The organism is Streptomyces sp. Ru71, assembly GCF_002920535.1.
In the GTDB taxonomy this organism is placed as follows: Bacteria; Actinomycetota; Actinomycetes; order Streptomycetales; family Streptomycetaceae; genus Streptomyces.
The window spans coordinates 18702-37763 of record NZ_PQSS01000013.1 but is presented as its reverse complement, the minus strand read 5'-3'; the positions used below and the strand labels follow the sequence as shown (position 1 = coordinate 37763).

Below are 19062 nucleotides of genomic sequence, written 5' to 3'. Positions count from 1 at the left end.
CGTGAAAGATCTTGAGTTCGAACAGAAGCGAACGATGTCACGCGCCGAGGTCGCCGACCAGCTCGATGCCCTTGCGGCAGCGCTCCGGCGCGGCGGCCAGGCCGAACTGGACCTCGGACCCGGAACGCTGACTCTGCGGATCCCCGACGAATTGAGCACCGAGATGGAGGTCGAGCTGGAGGATGGCGAGATCGATCTGGAGATCGAGCTGTCATGGAGCACCGAGCAACCGGATCGGTCTTCAGACACCAGCGACTGACAGGTGCGCGCCGCGCCTCGCCTCCTGTGGCCGCGCGCGGCGCGGCTGTGAATGCCAGCAAGTGTTCTGCCCTGACGTTCATATCGGCGGTGCACGCGGCGCCGGCAGCCGCCGCATCAGGTAGGTGGGATGTCCGGGCGGCAGGTCGCAGCGGCCGGTGCTGATGTGTTGTCGCCGTGCCCGTTGAGCTGTGCTTGTTGAAGTTGCTCAGCCCGGTACGGCTGAACGTATTCGCCTCGGCGGTCGGCAACCTGTCGACCATGTGGCGGAGATCCTGGAGAAGGAGCTCCCTGTGTCCCTCAGCCGTGCGGCCGGGGCCGTCGCTGGGGCTCGCGCCGATGGAGACGGGGGGAGTGGGAATGGACACCGCAACCCGCGGCCTTCCCTGGCAAGCAGCCGTGGACGCCGATCATCCTCGGCGGAGATGTCATTGAGCACGCAGCCAGGGACGATCAGCTGGAGGTCCCGCTTCAGGTGGTGTGCACAGACCTAGGCCGGTTCGCAGTCGATGCGGCGGTGAACGTGGCATGCTGGTGCGACACTGATCACGCCACCCATGACGCCGACGCTCTCAGGCTTGTCGTCGGCGAGGTCGCAGCCCGCTGTTCCCACTTCTCGTCACCATTTCCCGGGGCACACGCGCGTGGTCGTTCCCAACCCACCGACAAGCGTTCCAGCTTCTGACCCAGGCAGCCCCCCTCACTGGCCGGCGTGCGCTCAGGAGTGGGCGTGGCAGAAGTCGCGCACGGCTTGGTTGAACTCCTTGGGCCGTTCCAGGTTGCTGACGTGCCCCGCGCCTGGGATCACAATGAGCTCGGTATCCGGGATCGCGTCCTGGAACTGCTCTGCGACGGTCAGTGGTGACCGTACGTCCTGCTCTCCCCAGATCAGGAGGGTGGGCACCGAGACGGTGGGCAGGAGGTCCCGTTGGTCTGTCTCGGCCATGAGGGCCAGCTGTGTGCGCAGGGTCTCCGGGCGGACGGCGGCCGCCATCGCGTCCAGCAGCGGTCCGTGCGCGGCGGGCGGCTTGCCGGCGAACAGTCCGGGCAGGGTCGGATCGAACCTGGCGCGCGGCGCGGCCAGCATGCGGCGCACGCCCTCGACCCGGGCCTGCACTTCCGGCTCCGGCAAAGAGCCCCTCCAGCCCGCGTAGGTGTCGGCGAGGATCAGTGTCCTGACGAGGTCGGCGTGGTGGCGGTAGAACTCCAGGGCGAGCGTGCCGCCCCAGGAGATACCGGCGATGTGCGCCGCTCCCAGCCGCAGCGACTCCACGACCGCGGCCAGGCAATCGGCGTAGTCCGCGAGCCCGAAGGACTTGGGTATGTCGGAGGAGCGGCCTGCTCCTGGCTCATCCCAGGCCACGACCGTGAACGCGTCCGTCAGCGCCGCGACTTGCGGCTGCCACAGGCGGGCGTCGTCCCCCGCGCCGTGCAGGAACACCACAGGCGGCCCCTCGCCCGCGCGGTCGTAAGCGACCTCCAGCCCGTTGACCTGCGCCGTCGCCATGACTTCAGGGTAGGACCGTCCACCACCGCTGTCGCAGTGGTGGCCAACCCGTATGAATTGGCGTGTGGGAGCCCTTCCAGACCGGGCAACCCTGGTCCAATAGACGAGCCGCGCCGGCGCCAACGCCGGAGCGTCCATCAGCGGACACGGCGCCCATTGGGCGCAGATCCTCGATCCAGGGCTGATTCAAAGTCTTTGTGATCATGTGGACGCCCAAGTCACGGCGGTGTGATGGGGTGGCGTCGGGCCGTTGCCGATGCACCGAGGATCCGGGTGGTGGGGTGACCGAGCTCGCCCGCTCGCAGTGGACCATCGAGAGCAAGCTCCACTTCGTCCGCGACACCGCCTTCAGCGGACGCCTCCCGGGTCCGCACCGACCACGGCCTGGAGAACATGGCCACCCTGCGCAACCAGGCAATCAACACCCTCCGCGACCACGGCCACACCAGCTGACCGCCGGCCTCCGCCCTTCACTCGCCCCCTCGACCTCCTCGACATCCCGTGACCAGGACACATGCAAGATCATGAAGAGAATCAGCCCTGGGCAATGGACCCGGGACGGAGGAAGGGAGACGCAAATGGGCGGGCGCGCATGAATGCCCCTGGGTGCGCGCGCTAACGCCGTCGTGTTCTAGAATAAAATGACAAACCTCGTGAAGGAGGAGAAATGCGCGGATTTCACTGCATAGACCCTTCGCACGGCAGGATCGATTTCACCGGCGCGGATGACGAGGAGCTGTTCGGACGCATCAAGGCGCACGCCGCCGAGGCTCATCCTGACCTCTCCGACACCCAGCTCAGGGAGATGATGGCTGGCGCCGACTGGTGGCGGTCGATGGCGACATCTGGAAACAACGCAGGATCATCGCCGTCCGCCTACGACAAGTAGTGCGACCGAGCGTCGCCCGTCCTCCCGACGCAATCTCCGGGCAGCCGGCGACGTCGAGATGCTCCAGGCCAAAGTCCTGATGATCTCTCATCTGTCCTGGCCACGGGATGTCGAGGCGGTCTAGGGGGCGGGTGAAGGCTCGTCGGAGCGCAGGGTGGCCATGTTCTCTCGGCCGGGGTCGGGGCGGACCCGGGAGGCGTCCTCGCCGAGGGAGGTGTCGCGGACAAGTGGAGCCTGTTCTCGATGGTCCACTGCGAGCGGGCCGAGCTCGCCTCTGTGCTTCGGTGAGGCCTGCAGGTGGGACAGATCGGTGAGCGCGTAGACGGTCTGCCCGGTCCGTTTCCCGCTCTTGAGGTCGGTGCGGTAGCGGTGATCTTCGCGGCCTGGACGGCGTAGGGTAAGTCCAGTGCCAGGCCGGTGACCGGTCAGCACGCGCGTCACCCGGGTCTTCGCGGTGGCCCTGTCCGCTTCCGCGCTGGTAATTGCACTTTTTCCAGCAAAGACTTCCCAGTCGAGTGGGACGGCCCCGCGCCGGACGCGCAGGTGACACGCTATTCATCCGACGGTAAATGGCATGGAGCCAACAAAGGTCCTGGGCTGTCACCCTATCTAGTACTTCGTTTCACGAATCACAACGACATCCAGATTCTGCAATTCTTTTTGGAGCAGGGAGAGCTGCAGATGGATGGGACTGTCTACGCGGACGGCGGGGAGCCCTATCCCTACCCATGTCACTACAAACGCACTTCTGCCGACCCTGAGGCCTAGTGCTGCAGCCGCAGTTGGTGTGACCGGTGATGAGTACGTGCGCGGTTTGCTTGGGCCGTTGGAGCGGAAGAATGGCTGGACGCTGGCCGAGCAAGCAGGCGACGCGTGCTCGGCGCCGACGACGGCGTGTTGATCGTGGATGAGACCGGCTTCATCAAGAAGGGTGTCGGCTCGGCCGGGGTGCAAGGGGTGGATCGGCAGCTCGGGTGGGTTCAAGGTTGTCGCCGTGACCGAGCCCCGGGGGCGGTACACGGAGGAGCACGTCGGCTTCTCGGGGCCTCTGGGCGGGAGAAGAGCGCACATTCTCCTTGAGCCCGGCCAGTGCGAATCGGTGCGGATCATGCAGGGGCTGGAAGATGTCGGGGCGATGGAAGATCCGGTTCTTGGACGCGATGTCCGTGGGGCCGCTGCCGCCGAAGGCCAAGGGCAGTGCCTCGCGGTTCTTCCAGTGCCCGGCGCCGGGGACCCGGCTCACCGCCGAGTTCGGTGATGCCGGCGGGCGGTTGGGCATTTACAACGAGATGGGGCGGTGCATCCGCGTGCTCGCGGGGCGCAGCCACCGGTTCGACGACGTCATCGTCGTACCCGACGTGAACGGCGTGCTTGCAATCGAGGGGCCGGAGTTGAAGGGGGGCCCAATGACGACTTGGTCACTGCGGATCGAGAACTCAACCGCCCTGAGTTGAAACGCACTTCATCGCTTCAGCAGTCAGCCGAACCACCAGTCACACCAACTGCGGCTGCAGTACTAGGACACTTCTTTCGGTCATCTCGCTGACCAAGATGGCAGCGAGGTGGAGTCCGGCGGAGTAGACGGTGGCGGTCTTGTCGTAGCGGGTGGCCAGGCCGCGCCACTGCTTGAGTTCATTGATGCAGTGCCCGACCGTGTTGCGTTGTGTGTAGGCATCACGATCGAAGACCAGCGGCCCGCCGCCGCGGCTGCGAGGGCGTCTGCGGTTAGCGGCATGGCGTCCGGGAGGAGTGGTCCGCCGGTGGCGCGTCCTGCCGCTTCGCCCGCCTGACCTGCAGCCGCGCTAGTGCGGGTCAATGCACGCCATGGCCGCTGGGATCGGTTCACCCGCCCAGCTCGAACTCCAGGGCTCGCCGTTGCTGTCCTGCGTGAACGGCACCGCCGGCGAGCCGTGTTCGATGTCGTGAGAGCGGGCAGCACCACGGCGAGGCTGCCGTGAGATCGGCGAACGCTGCACGTGCCGCGCGGAGTTCGGCCCGCGCGGCGCCTGCTGGGTCAGATGCCGAACGCAGCGGCGTAGTGGACAGTCCCGCTGGGGAGGGGACGGTCGGCGTCGAGGCTGAGTGCCATCAAGGCGTCATCGGGAACGTCGATGGCCAGCCCGATGCCGTGGGTCGAGGCACGGGTGAACCCGAACCGGGGGTAGTAGGCCGGGTGCCCGAGAACGACCACGTGGTGCTCCCCCAGGGAGCGTGCTGCGGCCAGAGCGGCACGGATCGCCGCGGTACCGGCACCGGTGCGCTGTTGTTCCGGTCGGACGGCGCACGGGGCCAGGCACAGGGCCGGAGCCGTGTCGATGTGGCAGCGGGTCAGCAGCGCGTGACTCACGGGATGGCCGGTCTCGTCCGCTGCGAGGAGGGAAAGACCCTCGATCCAGGCGGTCGGGTCGGCGCGCAGGCTGTCAACGAGGTCGGCCTCGGTGGGGGTTGGGAAGGCGGCGAGGTTGATTTCGCGGATGGCGGGGATGTCGGCGCTGGTTTCGGCGCGCGTGATCCAGGTGTTGCCCATGGTGATGGTGATCCGTTTCGGGAGGTGTTCGTGTGGTGGCCCCGCGAGCTCACGCTCTCAGCGAAGGCAGGACAAGGGAGTCAGGCCACGGCCCGGGACGTGAGGGAGACCCGGACACTCCGCATGGTGGCCATGGGCGCGGTCATCAACCTCACCTCCTATCCTCAACTCCTGGTCAATCACGAACACAGCAAGCGTACACCGGACGCGATCGCTCCCTCACGGTGATGCCGGCTTTGCTGATGTCGAAACTCGTGTACATCCGCACCCGGTTCATGAATCCGCGTGCCTTCGAAGGCGAGGGACAGGACCATGCTCGCCTGCCGACGCCGCGACTACCCAGAAGCGGCGCGTCCGCGCAGCCACCCGGGCCACGGCGCCGCCCGCCCCCTGCACGCCTCACTCCCCCACGAGGGCGAAGCCCGCGCGGCGCTGAGCTTCCTCGGCCGCGCCGAGAACGCCTGGCCAAGGCGCACCTGGCACAGCCGTGCTCCACCTGGATCGCCCTCTAAGGCCCGGCGGATCTGTACTCGCTGAGCGCGATCGTGCAAGACGTCGTGGGACGCCCGGAACAGACCGAGGCGGCCTTCCACCGAGTCCTGGCGGCCCTTCCGGACTCCCCCGGCGGCACTCCGTGACCGCGGAACGAGGAGAAACGCCGGAGACGGACCCTGACCTTCGCCGACATCGACCTCGCCACCCCCGACGACGGATCACACTCCCGCATGTGGGTCTGCGTGACCGCCACCGACGACACCCCCGGCCCCACCAGCCCGCAGCTCAGCGTGGCGACCGCACCTCACCGTCCACACCATCATCACCATCATCTGAGGCACGCGACGCCATCATGGCTACCACCGCCACGGCACCAGCAGACCCCGTGAGCGCCGGGCTGCACCGCAACCAACGCCGCTGCATCGCACAGACGGCGGTCATCGTTGCCGCTCGTCAGGGAGGGCCTCCCCGGGCGCAGGAGCCACGCCCCGGCACCACCGGCATCTGACACATGGCGTGCACACGCTCAGTCGACGCAGCCGTCCGCCTCGATCGCGTACGCCACCGTTTTGCCACGCGACTCACAGCCGCCGGTGGCCGGCCGTCTCGCGCCGGCTACCGGCGGCGTCGCGTGCCGCGCACAGTTTGGCGGAACAGCCTGCGGACCGCCCGCAGTGAGGGACGGGCCGCTACGGAAGGGGTGGAGTCGGATCGGGCCAGTGCCACCTCGGGCATGGGATGCCTGCGTCCAGCGATCTCCAGCACACACGTGGGGGCACCCTCCGCACTCTCACTGGCGTGGAGCATGACGGAGAAGGGCCGCGGCGGATCACCAGCCAGCTCGGCGGTGAGTGCGCTCGCAGGTTCGCGGTGTCCTAGGGCGTGCAGGTAGCCGACCACCTTCCCGTCCACGAGCAGCTCGGCCTCGCGTGTGGCGTGGCGGGTCTGGACCGTCACCGAGTGGCCTTCCATATCAAGGTGGAAGCGGTAGTCGCGGGTCACGACACACCTCGCAGGCTCTGGGTGGCGCGTACCTCCACAGTAGGCGGCATCGCACAGCAGCGGCGGAATGGCACCAGCAATTCACCGGCTGTTCAGGCGCAGCGCCGCGAGGGTCATCCTCCCAGGCACCGCTGGACCGGTCATGGCGACCACCGTAACGACCGCGTCGCCGGCCCAGAACCGGAGGTCCCCGTCCGGCCCCCGGCTGAGCTGCGGCCGACGGGGGCCTCTGGTTCTGGCCGGGTGAGGGGAGACCCGTCTCGGCCTGGCTGCAGTGGTAGCCGCCACGCCATTCACCGGCAAGCGGCGAGAGGCCCGGCGTCGCCTGCCCGGTCGGACGCGCCGAAGCTGTACCCGGCTCAGCGCGAGACGGTGTCGAACCGTTGCCGATATTGGCCGCGATGGCCACGGCCGTGACCGCTGCCGCAGCGGTGATGGCGCCCCATACAAGGCGCCTGGAACCCCGCCGTGGCTGCTCGCGCGGGGCTCGGCGGGCTCGGGTCCGCGCTCTACGACCGCCGCCGTCCTCCTCCTGGCGATGACGTCCGTCACGGCATCCAGGACCGACAACCGCCGGGTCGAGGCGGCCGCGCGCCGCCGCCCAGGGTGGCGATCCAGATCGTCCGGCATCCAAACTGCCCGCCCGGGAGCATGCATGCGAGTCGTTGTGACGCCCGCCCCGAAGACGCCACAACAAGTGGGACGCCAGGACCCCGCGGGACGCAACGAGGTGACCAGGGCGGTCGAATGTGCTGGCGCCGTCAATCCTCGTCGCCCTAGTACTCCAGTGCGACTTCGTGAGCTATCCGGTCGCGAGTCGTCGGCGGTAGTGGCTGCGGCGGGCTGTGGCCTGATGGTGTCTGCGCCAGTTCGACCAGTGCAGCAGCCTGTTCGGGGACATGGTTGGTGGGTTCAGCAGGGCGCCGAGCAGGTGGCGGATCTCCGGGACGGTCAGGTCGATCTGGTCGGTTCTGCGGGCGGGCCGGTTGGGCTGTGCGGTCGTGGTCAGCGTCGCGTCGGCGGCGAGTGCGGTCAGGAAGGCCAGGGCGAGCATGGCCAGAGTGATGTGCCGGTGCCAGGCCGTCCAGTGGCGGACCTGGTAGTGGTCCAGTCCGACCTGGCCTTTCGCTGCTTGGAAGCACTCCTCTATGCACCATCTGGTCCCGGCCACCCGGACCAGCTCGGACAGCGGCACTTGTCCGGGGGACGAGCACAGGTAGTAGGCGAGTTCGCCGCTGGTGGGGTTGCGGCGGATCAACACGTGCCGATGGCCGTCGGTGCCGGTCTCGATCCAGGCCCAGTCGTAGTAGCGCGGCCCCTTCGCTCCGGCTCCGGCGCTTTGCCGGTGCCAGGCTGAGGCGGGCAGGCGGTCAGCGACAGCGTCCGCGCGGATGGCGGTTCGCCCCTGGTTGATCCGCACCCGCGTGCTGCAGGCGACGGCCAGGACGTAGCTGATCCGGCGGGACTCCAACAGATCACGCAGGCTGGCGTCTTGGCCGTAAGCCTCATCCGCGGTCACCCAGGAGGCGCTGATCCCGGCGTCCAGGGCTGCCTCGATCATCTGCCCGGCCAGAACGGGTTTGGTCGCGAACTCCGCCTGGTCGGGCACCCCGGCCCGGGTGCGTCGCTCAGCGTCCTGGCACCACGCGCGCTCGGGCAGGTAGAGCCGACGGTCGATCAGCGCCCGTCCCCTGCTGGAGGCGCAGGCGAGGAACACGCTACCTGACTGTTCTCGATCCGGCCCGCCGTGCCGGTGTATTGCCGCTGCACGCCCGCCGAGGCGGTGCCCTTCTTCAGGAATCCCGTCTCGTCTGCGATCAGCACGCCGTCGTCGGAGCGCAGGTGCTCGAAAACGTAGGCGCGCACGTCGTCACGGACCGCGTCGGCGTCCCAGCGGGCACTTCGCAGCAGCCTCTGCATCGGCCCGGGGCGGGCGTGGCCGGCCTGTTCGGCCAGCCGCCAGCAGTTCTTCCGCTCGACGCCGGACAGTAGGCCGAGCACGAAGGCGCGGGCCGCAGCACGCTCCACCCGCCTAAACCGACCCGCAATCCGGGCCATGGCCTGGTCGAACATCGACCGCCAGCGGGCGGCATCTATGCTGTGACCTGCGGCCACAGCGCGATCTTCAAGTGTCCACACAACCCTTATGATCACGCGGTGGCCGTTCCCGTTCGCTCCGGGGTCCGACGAAAGATCGTGAATTCACGCCCGGAGTGCCAGCGGTCGCCACCGGCCGCCGGGCTCGCCCGGCGGCCGGTGGCGGGGTCAGCTCCAGCGGCCTGCGGCGGCGGCCTCGGCGACGAAGTCCTTGAACGACCTGGGCGGCCGGCCGAGCGCCCGCTCCACGCCGTCGCGGACATCCGCGCCCCGGCCGTCGCGGATGTCCACGAGCAGGCCGGTGAGCAGACGAGCGACGTCGGCGGGCACGCCTTCGGCGACCATGCGGTCAACGAAGGCATCGGGTTCTACGTCGAGGTGACGGACCGTCCGGCCGGTGGCGGCGGCGATCAGGTCAGCCGCCTCGCCGAAGCCGATCGCCTGCGGGCCGGTCAGCTGGTAGGTCTGTCCGCTGTGGCGGTCCTCGGTCAGCGCTGCGGCGGCGACCTCGGCGATGTCCTCGGCGTCGATGAACGGTGTGCGCCCGTCACCGGTGGGCAGGGCGAGGGTTCCGGCCAGGACGCCTGGCAGCCAGAAGGACTCGCTGAAGTTCTGCGCGAACCAGTCGGGTTGCAGGATGGTCCAGTCGACGCCGGAGTCGCGGACGGCCTGTTCGGCGGCCTTGAGCGGGTGGTTGTCGTCGGCCCGGCCGACGCCGTGGGCGGATAGCAGCACCAGCCGCCGCGCGCCCGCGGCGACCGCGTCGGCCACCAGGCGGGGGATGCGCGCCTGCCGGTCCACGCCGGGCTGCAGGTTGGGCTCCACGAGGTAGACGGCGGCGGCGCCGTCGAGGGCGGGCGCCCAGGTCGCCGGGTTGTCCAGGTCGAAGTGGGCGTCGCCGCCGGTGCGGGACGCCGTGCGGACCGGTCGGCCCTTGGCCGTCAGGCGGCGGGCGATGCGGCGGCCGGTCGTGCCGGTGCCGCCGAGGACGAGGATGTTCTTCATGCTCTCCAGACAACCCCGGTGGAGACAGACGGTCCATGGGAGAACGTCGCCGATTCCTTTGTGATCGTCTAGCGTGGCTGGCATGGACGTCCTGAGTGATCTGCTGCACCGGGCCCGCGCCAGGAACGCGCAGGTTCGGCAGCTGATCCAGCGGCCACCGTGGTCGATGGCCTTCGCCGACGCCCCTTCGCTCACGGTCGTGGCCACCCTTGGCGGCCACGCGTCGGTCCGGCTCGACGACGACCCGCAGGCCGCGCCGGTGCGGTTGGCCGCCGGGGACATCGCCCTGATCAGCAGCACCAGCCGGTACACGATCGCCGACGCCCCGGACACCCCGCCGCAGGTGGTGATCCGCGGTGGTAGGAAGCACGTGATCGACAGCGGGACGGCGGCCCGACAGAACCTGGCACCCCGCACGTACGGCGACGGACTGCCCGGCGCCACCACCTTGCTCCGGGGAGCCTACGAACTCCGCGGCGACGTCGGCGAGCGCCTGCTGGACATACTCCCGCCGCTGGCCGTCGTGCCCGCCGGGCCGCGCACCCGGGCGGCGCTGGACCTGCTCGCCACCGAGGCAGCCCACGACGAGCCCGGCCAGGACGCCGTCCTGAACCGGCTGCTGGGCCTCGTACTGGTGCTGGCGCTGCGCGCCTGGTGCGCCCGGCCGCAGACCCAACCCCCCTCCTGGTACCGGGCACTGGCCACCCCGGCCGTTGGCGACGCGCTGCGCCTACTGCACGAGGACCCGGCACACCGGTGGACGGTCGCCGAGCTGGCCGCACGGGTCGGCCAGTCCCGGGCCACCTTCGCCGCGCGCTTCACTGGCGCGGTCGGCGAGCCGCCGCTCACATACCTCACCGGCTGGCGTATGGCTCTGGCGGCGGATCTGCTGCGCGACACAAAAGAGACCGTCGCCGCGGTGGCGCGCGAGGTGGGGTACGCGGACGCGTTCGCGTTCAGTGTGGCGTTCAAGCGGGCTGCGGGGTCAGCCCGTCGGACTGGCGGCGACAGGTGCGGTCGGGATGGCGGGTCAGTTCGTAACGAATGATCGTACGGGCCGGCCAATCCGCAGTCTGCCCAGTGCCTTGCCGACCTCGCCGACTACGTCTGCGCACAGGCCGCTGCACTGGGTGAACTGACGCAGACACCGCCAGGCCACAGCCTGCCGCAGCCACTGGCGGCGACGCCCCACCGATCCCTCAACCGGATAGCTCACGAAGTCGCACTGGAGTACTAGGCGGCGCGTGCCACGTCCCGCCGCAACCGGAGGGCCGCCGGCTTGTCCGTACCGGCGCGCTGCTAATCCACTGCCGTACCCCTGCGTGTGATGACGTAGCAGGTGGCGTGGCCTCCGTCGCGGTTCCATGCGTTCTCGGTCGGCCACATGGACCAGATGCGGCCGGGCACCGCCGACTCGGCGGTCCATCTGCCAGGGGCCCGGTGGTAGGCGGTGAGGCAGGCGTCACCAGCCCTCTGCCGTGCCGCCTTTGCCCCCGGGTAGGTCCTTCCACCGAGCTTCTCCTGGCCGAAGATCCTCCCGTCGTGCGGACCCGTGCACGGCACGTCCACGACGGTGGGCATGGAGCGCTGGCCCGTGCTGAAGTCGATGCAACCGCCGCGCTTGACCAACTCGACCCGGCGGACCGCGTCGTGGGCCGCCCGGACGGGCCCGTCGGCCTTCATGCCCGGTCGCGAGGTGCCGTGTCCGGCGAGTCGCAGGTCGATGGTCAAGGAGGTCATGTCCTTGAAGGCGCTGTCCTGGTGGCGCAGCGTTTTGGAGAAGTCGGCGCGCACGTGCGTGACACGGCCCTGGCCGTCCACCGATACGCTCGCCGGTAGCGGGAAACTCTCGCGGTAGGACATGATCCCTTCCTGCTCCGCGGACAGGTGGCGTCTGAGGTCCTCGGGGAAGACGTCCCACGCGGTGGAACTCGGCATACGGGCCTGGTAGACGCGCCCAGGGCCCTCGCCTCGCTGGGACGTGGCCTGCGTCGCTCCGAGCCCCTCCAGGAGCGTGCCGCCGATCGGCGCCTCGGACCCGCGAAGGGTGTTGATGTTGTCCTGCACGGACCACGTTTCGGCGTCACCCATCCGATACTCCAGCCAGTAGGCGGCCGACCCGGCACGGTAGCGGATGGTCCAGCGGTCCACGAGCATGCTGCCCGAGGCATCGGCGTTGCCCTTGCCGGGGGTCAGCCCGAGGACGGTGTCCCGTACGTCCTTCGAGAGACCTGGGGACAACTCCCACTTCGCCGTCGCCGCGCCCATTCCCTGCGCGAAGTCCAGCCGTCCGCTGAGCGTCTGCACCGCCCGGCCCTTCTTCGACACGAAGGTGATCGTCTGGGTGAAGGCGGCATTGCCCGCCTGTTGGGTCCGGCGCATAGCGAGGAAGATCTGACGGTCAAGCTTCTGGCCGAAGACGGGGTGCGCGGTGGGCGTGGGGGCCGGGGTGTCGGGTGTACCGGAGGCGCCGGAGCAGGCGGTCAGCAGCAGGGATGCGGCGGCGAGCACCGCACCGGCACGGGCAAGGCATCTGATCATGTCCACGTGACCCGGCCGGGCCCCGGGAGGTTGCCCTCCCCGCAGGTCACGTCTTGGTCACCCATGCCAATGCGGGCGAACGTGAGGCCTCGTGCACGGCATGGGTTCAAGGGCTCGCACGAGCCGGTGAAGCGTCCGGGCTCGTATCCCCATGTACGCGACCAGGGAGATGGCCAAGGACCGCGTCAGTCAGGCGGATTGGGAACTATTGGTCGAGAAACTCCGCAAGGCTGCCCTGATCAGGCAATAATGATCAACAGTCGCCTGTGCGGATTACCTGGGGGTCTTATGAGTCTGAGTCCGCGTGAAGTATTTCTCCGGCTTGTTCATGGGGTCGCAAGCGGGAACTTCCATGAGTTGCCTTACCTGTATGGCGAGGTCACCGATGTCCGCCATCCCATGGCGACGCCGGAGTCCGAGCCGTTGACGACCCGGCGCGCACTCCAGGAGCATTTCGCGGTGCCGCCGGAAGCGCGGGAGTCCTTGCCGAAGAGGCGGGTCACCGATGTCGTCGTTCATGAGACCGCCGATCCTGAAGTGATCGTCGCCGAGTTCGCCTACGAGTTCACGTCGCCGGACGACTCCACAAGCAAGGTGCCCTGCATCTTTGTCATGCGGGTCCGGGACGGTCAGATCATCGAGTCACGCGATTACATCGACTCGATCCGTACGTACACGGCCCGCGGGGACCTTGACCTCCTCATCGCGTCGCTGCGGAAGGGTGCTTCCTGACTTCCGGTACGCCACAGGCGTCCACGTGCGGTCACCATCTGGCTGGACTCCAACGATTCACCGACGGCTGAAGCTCAGCTCGTGTCTCGGGTCGGCTGCGGGTAGCCGATCTCGGCGATGTCCACGGCCAGGTCTGCGAGGGTGATCTCCGAGTTCAGCGATGACACGAGCTTCTGGCTCAGGGGTCGCAAGGCATACACGTCACGTACCACTTCCAGGTCCACGGGAATCTCGTAGTAGTCCTCGGCGAAGCGCTGGAACGCTTCCGGTGAGCGGTCGACCAGGAGCTTGAACAGACCCGTTGCCCCGTCGGGGTCGGGACACCCGGCGGGGAAGTCGATCACCCCGTGTCGCCACCGATCATCCGTCGCCTCCCGCCACAGGCAGGCCGTTACGACGGGAACGCCGCCCTCGTCCGTGAACGCCGGCTCTTCGACGAAGGGCTTGAAGGCCTCCGGAACCTCGTCGATCACTCCCGGCCAGGGCTCGCCATCATTGCCGTACGGGCTCATCGGTGCTTCGTGGTCGAAGCCGCGGACATAGGCACCGGCCGCCGAGAACACGATGGAGTACTCGGCCCCGGAACCGTTGCGCATCGACGCCATCTCTTCGCCGTCGCCCCAGCCTGCATTGAAGGAGTGGTACCGGCCTTCCCAGTCCGGGCTCAAGATCGCATCGAGCATCGCGAGTGAGCGGCATAGGTTCCGCAGGTCGGCGATGGAAGGGAACCGACGAGCTACGTCATGGACAGTCACATGCTCATCCAACCGGATGCCCCCGACACCCAGGATCCCCCCTCCCCCAAGGCTGTCCAAACTGGCTCCGCTCATCAGGCCCCTTGGAGTCGATCATCTAGGCTGGCGCGGTGACTGATGGGCAGGAGCGGGTGCAGCCGTCGGGAGTGTGGGCCACGGCGGTGGGGGTGGCCAGGGTACGGGCGCTGGAGACCGAGCGGGAGAACGCGCTGTTCCGCGACCCACTGGCGCAGGCCTTCGCCGCCGCCGGCGGCCTGTGGCCCTCCTCGCCGCCGCCCGATGACGAGGCCGCGCGACACCGCCGGCTGGCTGTGTCGTTCTCCATCGTCATCAGGACGAAGTTCCTCGACGACGTGTTGCAGCAGGCCTCCGCGTCCGGGGTCCGGCAGGTCGTGCTGCTCGGCGCCGGCATGGACAGCCGGGCCTTCCGGATGGACTGGCCCGAGGGCACCAGGCTGTTCGAGGTCGACACCGCCGCGCCACTGGAGTTCAAGGCTTCGGTGCTGCGCCAGGAGCGGGCCGTCGCGCGCTGCGAGCGGATCACCGTCGCGGTGGATCTGCGGGAGGACTGGCCAGGCGCACTGGCCGCCGCAGGCCACGACGCGGCCGTGCCGACCGCGTGGATCGCCGAAGGGCTGCTGATCTATCTGCCCCAGGATGCGGTGGAGCTGCTGATGGCCAGGGTCAGCGCGCATTCGGCGGCTGGCAGTCGGATGGGGCTGACGTTGGGCTCGCGCGGTGTGATCGAGCGCTTCGGCGCGGACGCCGTGCCGGGATCGGCGGCGTCCATGTGGGTCTCGGAGATGCCCGACGACCCGGTGGGCTGGCTGGCCGGGCACGGCTGGAAGGCCAGCTGCCACACCCTGCGCGAGCGCGCTGCCGCCTATGGCCGGCCGATCAGCACCCCGGCGCAGGGCGAGGAGCGGCCCGGCGGGCTGATCTCGGCGGTCCGCCGGTAGCGCGCCTCCCGGTTCCCTAGACGATTGATTCCTAGGGGGCCTGATGAGTGCAGGCAGGTTCATGCGCACACTGACTGCCTGCGACCACTAAGTTCGCCTGAATCGCCGGGCTGGACGGTGGTGTGGCTGATTCCCTCGGTCGAGGGCATGTTGTTGGCATCAGTCGAGGTGATCGACAGGATCTCAACACGATCTTGCGATTCTCCCCTCAATCAGCGTTCGTATAAGGCTGAACCAGCGCTGGAGCTGGCAGAACCGGCGTGGCGGGTGGGACTGCGCGGCTGCCCCGTCTGACTGCGGGCGAGCGGCATGCAGGCCGATGCCCCGGCTCTTTCAATCCACGGCCAAGGACCGGACTGATTGCAGTCCGAGCGGGATGGCCGCTCCTGTCCGACGTCGTGGCGAGGCTTACCGAAGGCGCCAACTGCCCCGTTTCGCGGCGCTCTTGCTGTATCCGAACCCGGGGTAACCGGCCAAGCATTAGTTGACTATCGGTCAACAAGCCGCCACCGGAGGGCTGAACTCTTCCCTCGCCGTAGGATCTTCGACTTGGGCGCGACTCGTACAAACGTTTGAAGGATCCTACGGGAAGGACACGAGTCATCGTGCAAAGCTCCAGACGGTGGATGACCAACCGCCGCTTAACCCGCGCCGCGCTCGGCGCGGCGCTCCTGGCCATCGTCCCGTTTGCCGCGACAACGAACGCAGCTGCCACCTCCCCCGCGAGGGACGTGAGTCCGGGGATCACCGCGCCGCCGTCGGCGACTCCGGCCGCCGGGCCCGAAGCCAACTCCCTCCTGGCTGGCGGCAGTCGGCCCGTATCGGGCAAGAACCTCCAGGCAGGTCCCCCGTCCACCAAGGACTCCGCCGGGGTCTGGCAGGTCAATCGCACCACTGTCACCCTGCGCAACACGGTGACGGATGCGGACGGCGACAAGGCTGACCTCTCCTTCCAGGTCTACACCACGGACGCCAGCGGCAACCCGAAGGACCAGGTCCAGCTCACCGACCCGGACACCGGCAAACCGGCCGCGTACGGCGTGCTGGTGTCCGACTACGTGACGTCCGGCGGATGGGCCAACGTCACCATCCGGTACGGCGACCTGAAGCCGAACACCACCTACGCGTTCCGCACCAGCGCCTATGACGGCAGCCTGTACGAGACGACTTGGTCGTCCTGGGCCAAGTTCCACACCCGCGGCCGGGCCGTGGACATCAAGCTGCCCGAGCCGAACAAGGACGCTGCGGCGCTCAACCAGGACAACTTCCAGGAGCCCCAGAAGATTGCTCAGCCGAGCATCGTCTCGGTGCCACCGGCTACACCGCCCACCGGCCTCAGTGCGTCCTCCGGCTGGAACTGCGGCAAGGTCAACACGAAGACCGGGATCCAGCCGTGCTCGCGGATCGTTCCCGGCGTCAGCAAGAGTGCCCGCCAGTCTCTGCTGAAGCAGGCGACTTCGGGCCTGCCCCACCTCGTCGACTGGTGCGAGACCTACACCGACTCGCACATCAAACGCTACGAGGCCTGCATCTCGGGCTTCACGTACGAGTACGAGGGCATCGTCGTGAAGGACGGCAAGCCCACCGGTGAGATCCTCAACGCCTCATGGGCCGTCGGCCAGGAGGTGAGGCTCTCGGGCAACTCGGGAACCTTCACGCAGCAGCTCATCCTCGTGCCGGTGGAAGTCGACCCCAAGTTCATCTCCGTGACGCTCGACGTGCGGTTCGACTGCCTGATGGCCGATGACTGCTCGAACGGCCCGCAGTCCTGGGACGGCGCCCTGGAGTGGACCGGCGCCAACCCGTTCTCGCACAACGCGATCGGCAAGCTCGACCACACGTGGACGCCGACGGACAACATGGACCTGCTGGACCTGTCCACGAAGATCACGGCCTACTCCCCTGTGGCCAACCCTGCCGCCTCCCGGTGGCAGGCCGACGGCGCCCAGATCCGCTGCGAGACGATCGCCTCCACCACACCGGGCTGCACCTTCTACAAGTACGTCCCGACATGGGTGATGAACTTCGCGAAGACTCCGCCGGCCGTTGCGCACGCCTGGCTGATCCAGTCGAAGCTGCCCAACCATCCCGGCAGCAGGGCCGCCAACAAGCCGATGTTCTTCCTTCCCTCCAAGGACAAGAACGCCCCCGGCCGCGACCCCGACGACAACCGCAAGGTGATATGCCCCGACGGCTGGGCAGCCACCTACGGCAACCCGGACGCCACAACCGTTCCCGAGATCAGCACCGGCGACAAGGCGTCCTGCGACGAGTTCGCCTATGCCTCCAGCTACAACTCCGGCGGCATGCCCGGCGGCACGATGGGCGGCCTGAACGAGGTCGACACCGGCAACGACTGCGTGCAGTCCTACGCCACCCGCGTCAAGCAGGGCGAGTGGCACCTGTACGACGACATCCGTACGGCAGCCCCCACCTGGAAGGAAGTCTGCGGCCGCTCCGCCATGTCGGGCTGGATCAACTCCACCTCGATGGGCGGAGCCTTCAGCTCGGGCTTCTCCGGCAAGTACCGACTGCTGGACAAGGACCCGTACTGGGTGGACTTCCCCCAGTTCACGCACTGTGACGCAACCAAGGCAACCGTGACCTGCACCGTACCCAAGCCCTGACCGGCTGCCGACAACCGGTGGGGCACAGCACGGGACCTAGGCTGTGCCCCACCACCCTTGACTCCGCCAACAGAGGGGAGAAACAACCGTGCCCGAGAGCCTTGCCTGGATCGCCGACGCCTGGGGCGGCACCAACCTCAACCCCGGCGACCTCTACATCACCTGCGCCCGCGGCCTGAGCCCCGAGCAGCTCGCCGAACGCATGGCCGACCACCAACCCGTCGAGATCGGCCCCGCCCTCACCGGCCGGGAAGCGTCCGCCCTCGTCGACCTCGCACAGACCTACTGCGTCGGCCGCCTGGGCCGAAGCGACGACTGGTCGTTCATCGTGGAGTCCGGCGGCAGCGAAGGCTGGGCTCTCGACCCGGCAGTCTCCCGGGACGGAGCCGAGGTACTGATCTTCGACCCGCGGCCGGACGACCCGCCTTCCTTCTTCCGGTACCTCGCCAACGGTGAACTGCAGCTGCACTTCGAGCTCGGCGCCGGCTACTACCCCAGCGGCGCCCAACCCGACCTCCTGCGCCCAGCCCTGGAAGCCGCAGGAGCCATCGCACCGGAAGACTCCCTCGACGACCTGCTCGACGACGATCAGGAACTGACGCCTCTCGAAGCCAAGCGCAAGGCCCTCGACGTCATCGGTGAGCACTTCGGACTGACCCTCCCCCGGCACGTGCTGGAGAGCGAGCCCCTTCCCTCCGTGGTCACCCGCACCTCACCGCCCTCATCCTGGTAACCAACCGCGTGCCAGGCCTGAACTCCAGTGGCGCGGCGGTGTCGACCTCGAACAGCCGGGTGCCCTCGGGCCGGTCCATCCGGAAGGCCCGGCTGTCCCTGCCGACGCCGAGCAGCACGACCTGCCGGACCCCCGACGCAGACGCCTGCTGCAACACGTCGTCGAGGAACCCCGTCCTGATGAGGAACGACACGGCCAGCCGGCGGCGTCGCGCCGCCTCGTCCGCCAATCAGTCTTCTGCAACATCCTTAGAAGGGTTGCGCGGCCCGCAGGAGGCTCTGCGGAAGGTAGGGGGACTCGACGCGGATGGCCCAGCCGCGACGGCGGGCGTGACAGGCCAGCGCGAGGATGTCGAGGTTGATGGAGGCGTCCGTATGGTCGGCTCGACCATGTGGACGACGGGGGGCGGATTGCTCTTGGCTCGCTCGCCGTCCCGCCGGGTGAGCGGGGCTACGACCTCACACATGTGGCCACCCTCTGCCCCCCGGAAGCCAGCCACGCTCCGGTCCGGGCAGGGCTTCCTGAAGCAGCGCTGGCCGTCCGACCGGAACAGTCTTGAGTTCCTCCCGGGGCAGCTCGACGTCCTGTGAGTGATCGATGAATACGCGGTCGGCCAAAACCGCCAGGGGCCGGGTCCGGGCCCTGCCCGAGCCGGCGCGGGGCATGCGGATGCGGGACATCACCGTCTCGAAAGCAGGAGCATCGGCGCCTGCTCTACGCGGGACGGGGCGGCCCCGGTCAGCGGCGCAAGAACACCCGTGTGACCGTCCGGAGCGCCTCGGCCACTCTCAGCTGTCCTCGGCCGGGGCCGTCATCCGCATGCTGCGATAAACTGAGGCAAAACCGCGTGCGCCCGCCCTCCCCTCGCGGCTCGGCCGCCCGACAGTGCGGCACGGTGGTACCTGCTCGGTCAGCGGGAAATCCACGCCAACAGC

At 68.5% G+C, this 19062-nt stretch carries 13 protein-coding genes and 4 pseudogenes; 9 read left to right on the top strand and 8 right to left on the bottom strand.

All coding sequences use genetic code 11. The features are described from left to right. The first annotated feature begins 1 nt into the window (after position 1). Positions 2-259: an amphi-Trp domain-containing protein gene (locus C3489_RS10900; RefSeq protein ID WP_103781557.1), complete on the top strand. Its 258-nt coding sequence runs from the start codon at positions 2-4 to the stop codon at positions 257-259. A 717-nt stretch (positions 260-976) separates the two neighbouring features. Here C3489_RS10900 and C3489_RS10890 read toward each other — a convergent pair. Continuing rightward, complete coding sequence (locus C3489_RS10890; protein WP_103781556.1) at positions 977-1765, bottom strand: alpha/beta fold hydrolase; 789 nt, start codon at positions 1763-1765, stop codon at positions 977-979. Positions 1766-2432: 667 nt separating this feature from the next. Between C3489_RS10890 and C3489_RS10885 the strand changes: the two genes are divergently transcribed. The 3 genes and pseudogenes from C3489_RS10885 (at position 2433) to C3489_RS10875 (ending at position 4108) form a co-directional block, all read left to right on the top strand. Beyond that, positions 2433-2654: a hypothetical protein gene (locus C3489_RS10885; protein ID WP_103781555.1), complete on the top strand. Its 222-nt coding sequence runs from the start codon at positions 2433-2435 to the stop codon at positions 2652-2654. Positions 2655-3456: 802 nt separating this feature from the next. Then, positions 3457-3608: pseudogene (locus tag C3489_RS10880) on the top strand (IS701 family transposase); the annotation flags it as partial. Positions 3609-3805: 197 nt separating this feature from the next. Beyond that, complete coding sequence (locus tag C3489_RS10875; protein WP_146075300.1) at positions 3806-4108, top strand: hypothetical protein; 303 nt, start codon at positions 3806-3808, stop codon at positions 4106-4108. A 560-nt stretch (positions 4109-4668) separates the two neighbouring features. Here C3489_RS10875 and C3489_RS10865 read toward each other — a convergent pair. The 3 genes and pseudogenes from C3489_RS10865 to C3489_RS10850 form a co-directional block, all read right to left on the bottom strand. Next, positions 4669-5181, bottom strand: a complete 513-nt coding sequence (locus C3489_RS10865) for a GNAT family N-acetyltransferase (protein WP_103781553.1) — start codon at positions 5179-5181, stop codon at positions 4669-4671. A 2299-nt stretch (positions 5182-7480) separates the two neighbouring features. After that, positions 7481-8736, bottom strand: a pseudogene (locus tag C3489_RS10855) (IS701 family transposase). A gap of 207 nt (positions 8737-8943) precedes the next feature. Further along, positions 8944-9780: an NAD(P)H-binding protein gene (locus C3489_RS10850; RefSeq protein WP_103781551.1), complete on the bottom strand. Its 837-nt coding sequence runs from the start codon at positions 9778-9780 to the stop codon at positions 8944-8946. An 82-nt stretch (positions 9781-9862) separates the two neighbouring features. Here C3489_RS10850 and C3489_RS10845 point away from each other — a divergent pair, with 82 nt between their 5' ends. Beyond that, positions 9863-10828 (top strand): AraC family transcriptional regulator, encoded by a 966-nt coding sequence (locus tag C3489_RS10845; RefSeq protein WP_103781550.1) that lies wholly within the window; start codon positions 9863-9865, stop codon positions 10826-10828. Positions 10829-11079: 251 nt separating this feature from the next. On the opposite strand, the gene C3489_RS10840 is transcribed toward C3489_RS10845, so the two are convergent. Continuing rightward, positions 11080-12321: a hypothetical protein gene (locus tag C3489_RS10840; protein WP_146075299.1), complete on the bottom strand. Its 1242-nt coding sequence runs from the start codon at positions 12319-12321 to the stop codon at positions 11080-11082. A gap of 357 nt (positions 12322-12678) precedes the next feature. Here C3489_RS10840 and C3489_RS10835 point away from each other — a divergent pair, with 357 nt between their 5' ends. Further along, positions 12679-13053 (top strand): nuclear transport factor 2 family protein, encoded by a 375-nt coding sequence (locus C3489_RS10835; protein ID WP_258054635.1) that lies wholly within the window; start codon positions 12679-12681, stop codon positions 13051-13053. Between the two features lie 74 nt (positions 13054-13127). Here the strand turns inward: C3489_RS10835 and C3489_RS10830 are convergent, their stop codons facing one another. Next, positions 13128-13808, bottom strand: a complete 681-nt coding sequence (locus tag C3489_RS10830) for a hypothetical protein (protein WP_258054651.1) — start codon at positions 13806-13808, stop codon at positions 13128-13130. 110 nt (positions 13809-13918) lie between these two features. Between C3489_RS10830 and C3489_RS10825 the strand changes: the two genes are divergently transcribed. From C3489_RS10825 to C3489_RS10815, 3 genes are all read left to right on the top strand, one after another. Next, positions 13919-14767, top strand: a complete 849-nt coding sequence (locus C3489_RS10825) for an SAM-dependent methyltransferase (RefSeq protein WP_103781547.1) — start codon at positions 13919-13921, stop codon at positions 14765-14767. 914 nt (positions 14768-15681) lie between these two features. Continuing rightward, positions 15682-17394 (top strand): hypothetical protein, encoded by a 1713-nt coding sequence (locus C3489_RS10820; RefSeq protein WP_146075298.1) that lies wholly within the window; start codon positions 15682-15684, stop codon positions 17392-17394. A gap of 88 nt (positions 17395-17482) precedes the next feature. Beyond that, on the top strand, positions 17483-18127 hold the full coding sequence (locus C3489_RS10815; RefSeq protein WP_103781545.1) for a DUF6461 domain-containing protein: 645 nt from the start codon (positions 17483-17485) through the stop codon (positions 18125-18127). On the opposite strand, the pseudogene C3489_RS10810 reads toward C3489_RS10815, so the two are convergent. Then, positions 18102-18350, bottom strand: a pseudogene (locus C3489_RS10810) (class I SAM-dependent methyltransferase); the annotation flags it as partial. The gene C3489_RS10815 and the pseudogene C3489_RS10810 overlap by 26 nt on opposite strands. Before the next feature lie 25 nt (positions 18351-18375). Continuing rightward, a pseudogene (locus C3489_RS10805) lies at positions 18376-18513 on the bottom strand (Imm49 family immunity protein); the annotation flags it as partial. Between the last annotated feature and the right edge of the window lie 549 nt (positions 18514-19062).

Coding starts and splice junctions, on each gene's coding strand:
- C3489_RS10845 (WP_103781550.1), top strand. CDS start 9,863: ATGGACGTCCTGAGTGATCTGCTGCACCGGGCCCGCGCCAGGAACGCG.
- C3489_RS10885 (WP_103781555.1), top strand. CDS start 2,433: ATGCGCGGATTTCACTGCATAGACCCTTCGCACGGCAGGATCGATTTC.
- C3489_RS10840 (WP_146075299.1), bottom strand. CDS start 12,321: ATGATCAGATGCCTTGCCCGTGCCGGTGCGGTGCTCGCCGCCGCATCC.
- C3489_RS10890 (WP_103781556.1), bottom strand. CDS start 1,765: ATGGCGACGGCGCAGGTCAACGGGCTGGAGGTCGCTTACGACCGCGCG.
- C3489_RS10850 (WP_103781551.1), bottom strand. CDS start 9,780: ATGAAGAACATCCTCGTCCTCGGCGGCACCGGCACGACCGGCCGCCGC.
- C3489_RS10865 (WP_103781553.1), bottom strand. CDS start 5,181: ATGGGCAACACCTGGATCACGCGCGCCGAAACCAGCGCCGACATCCCC.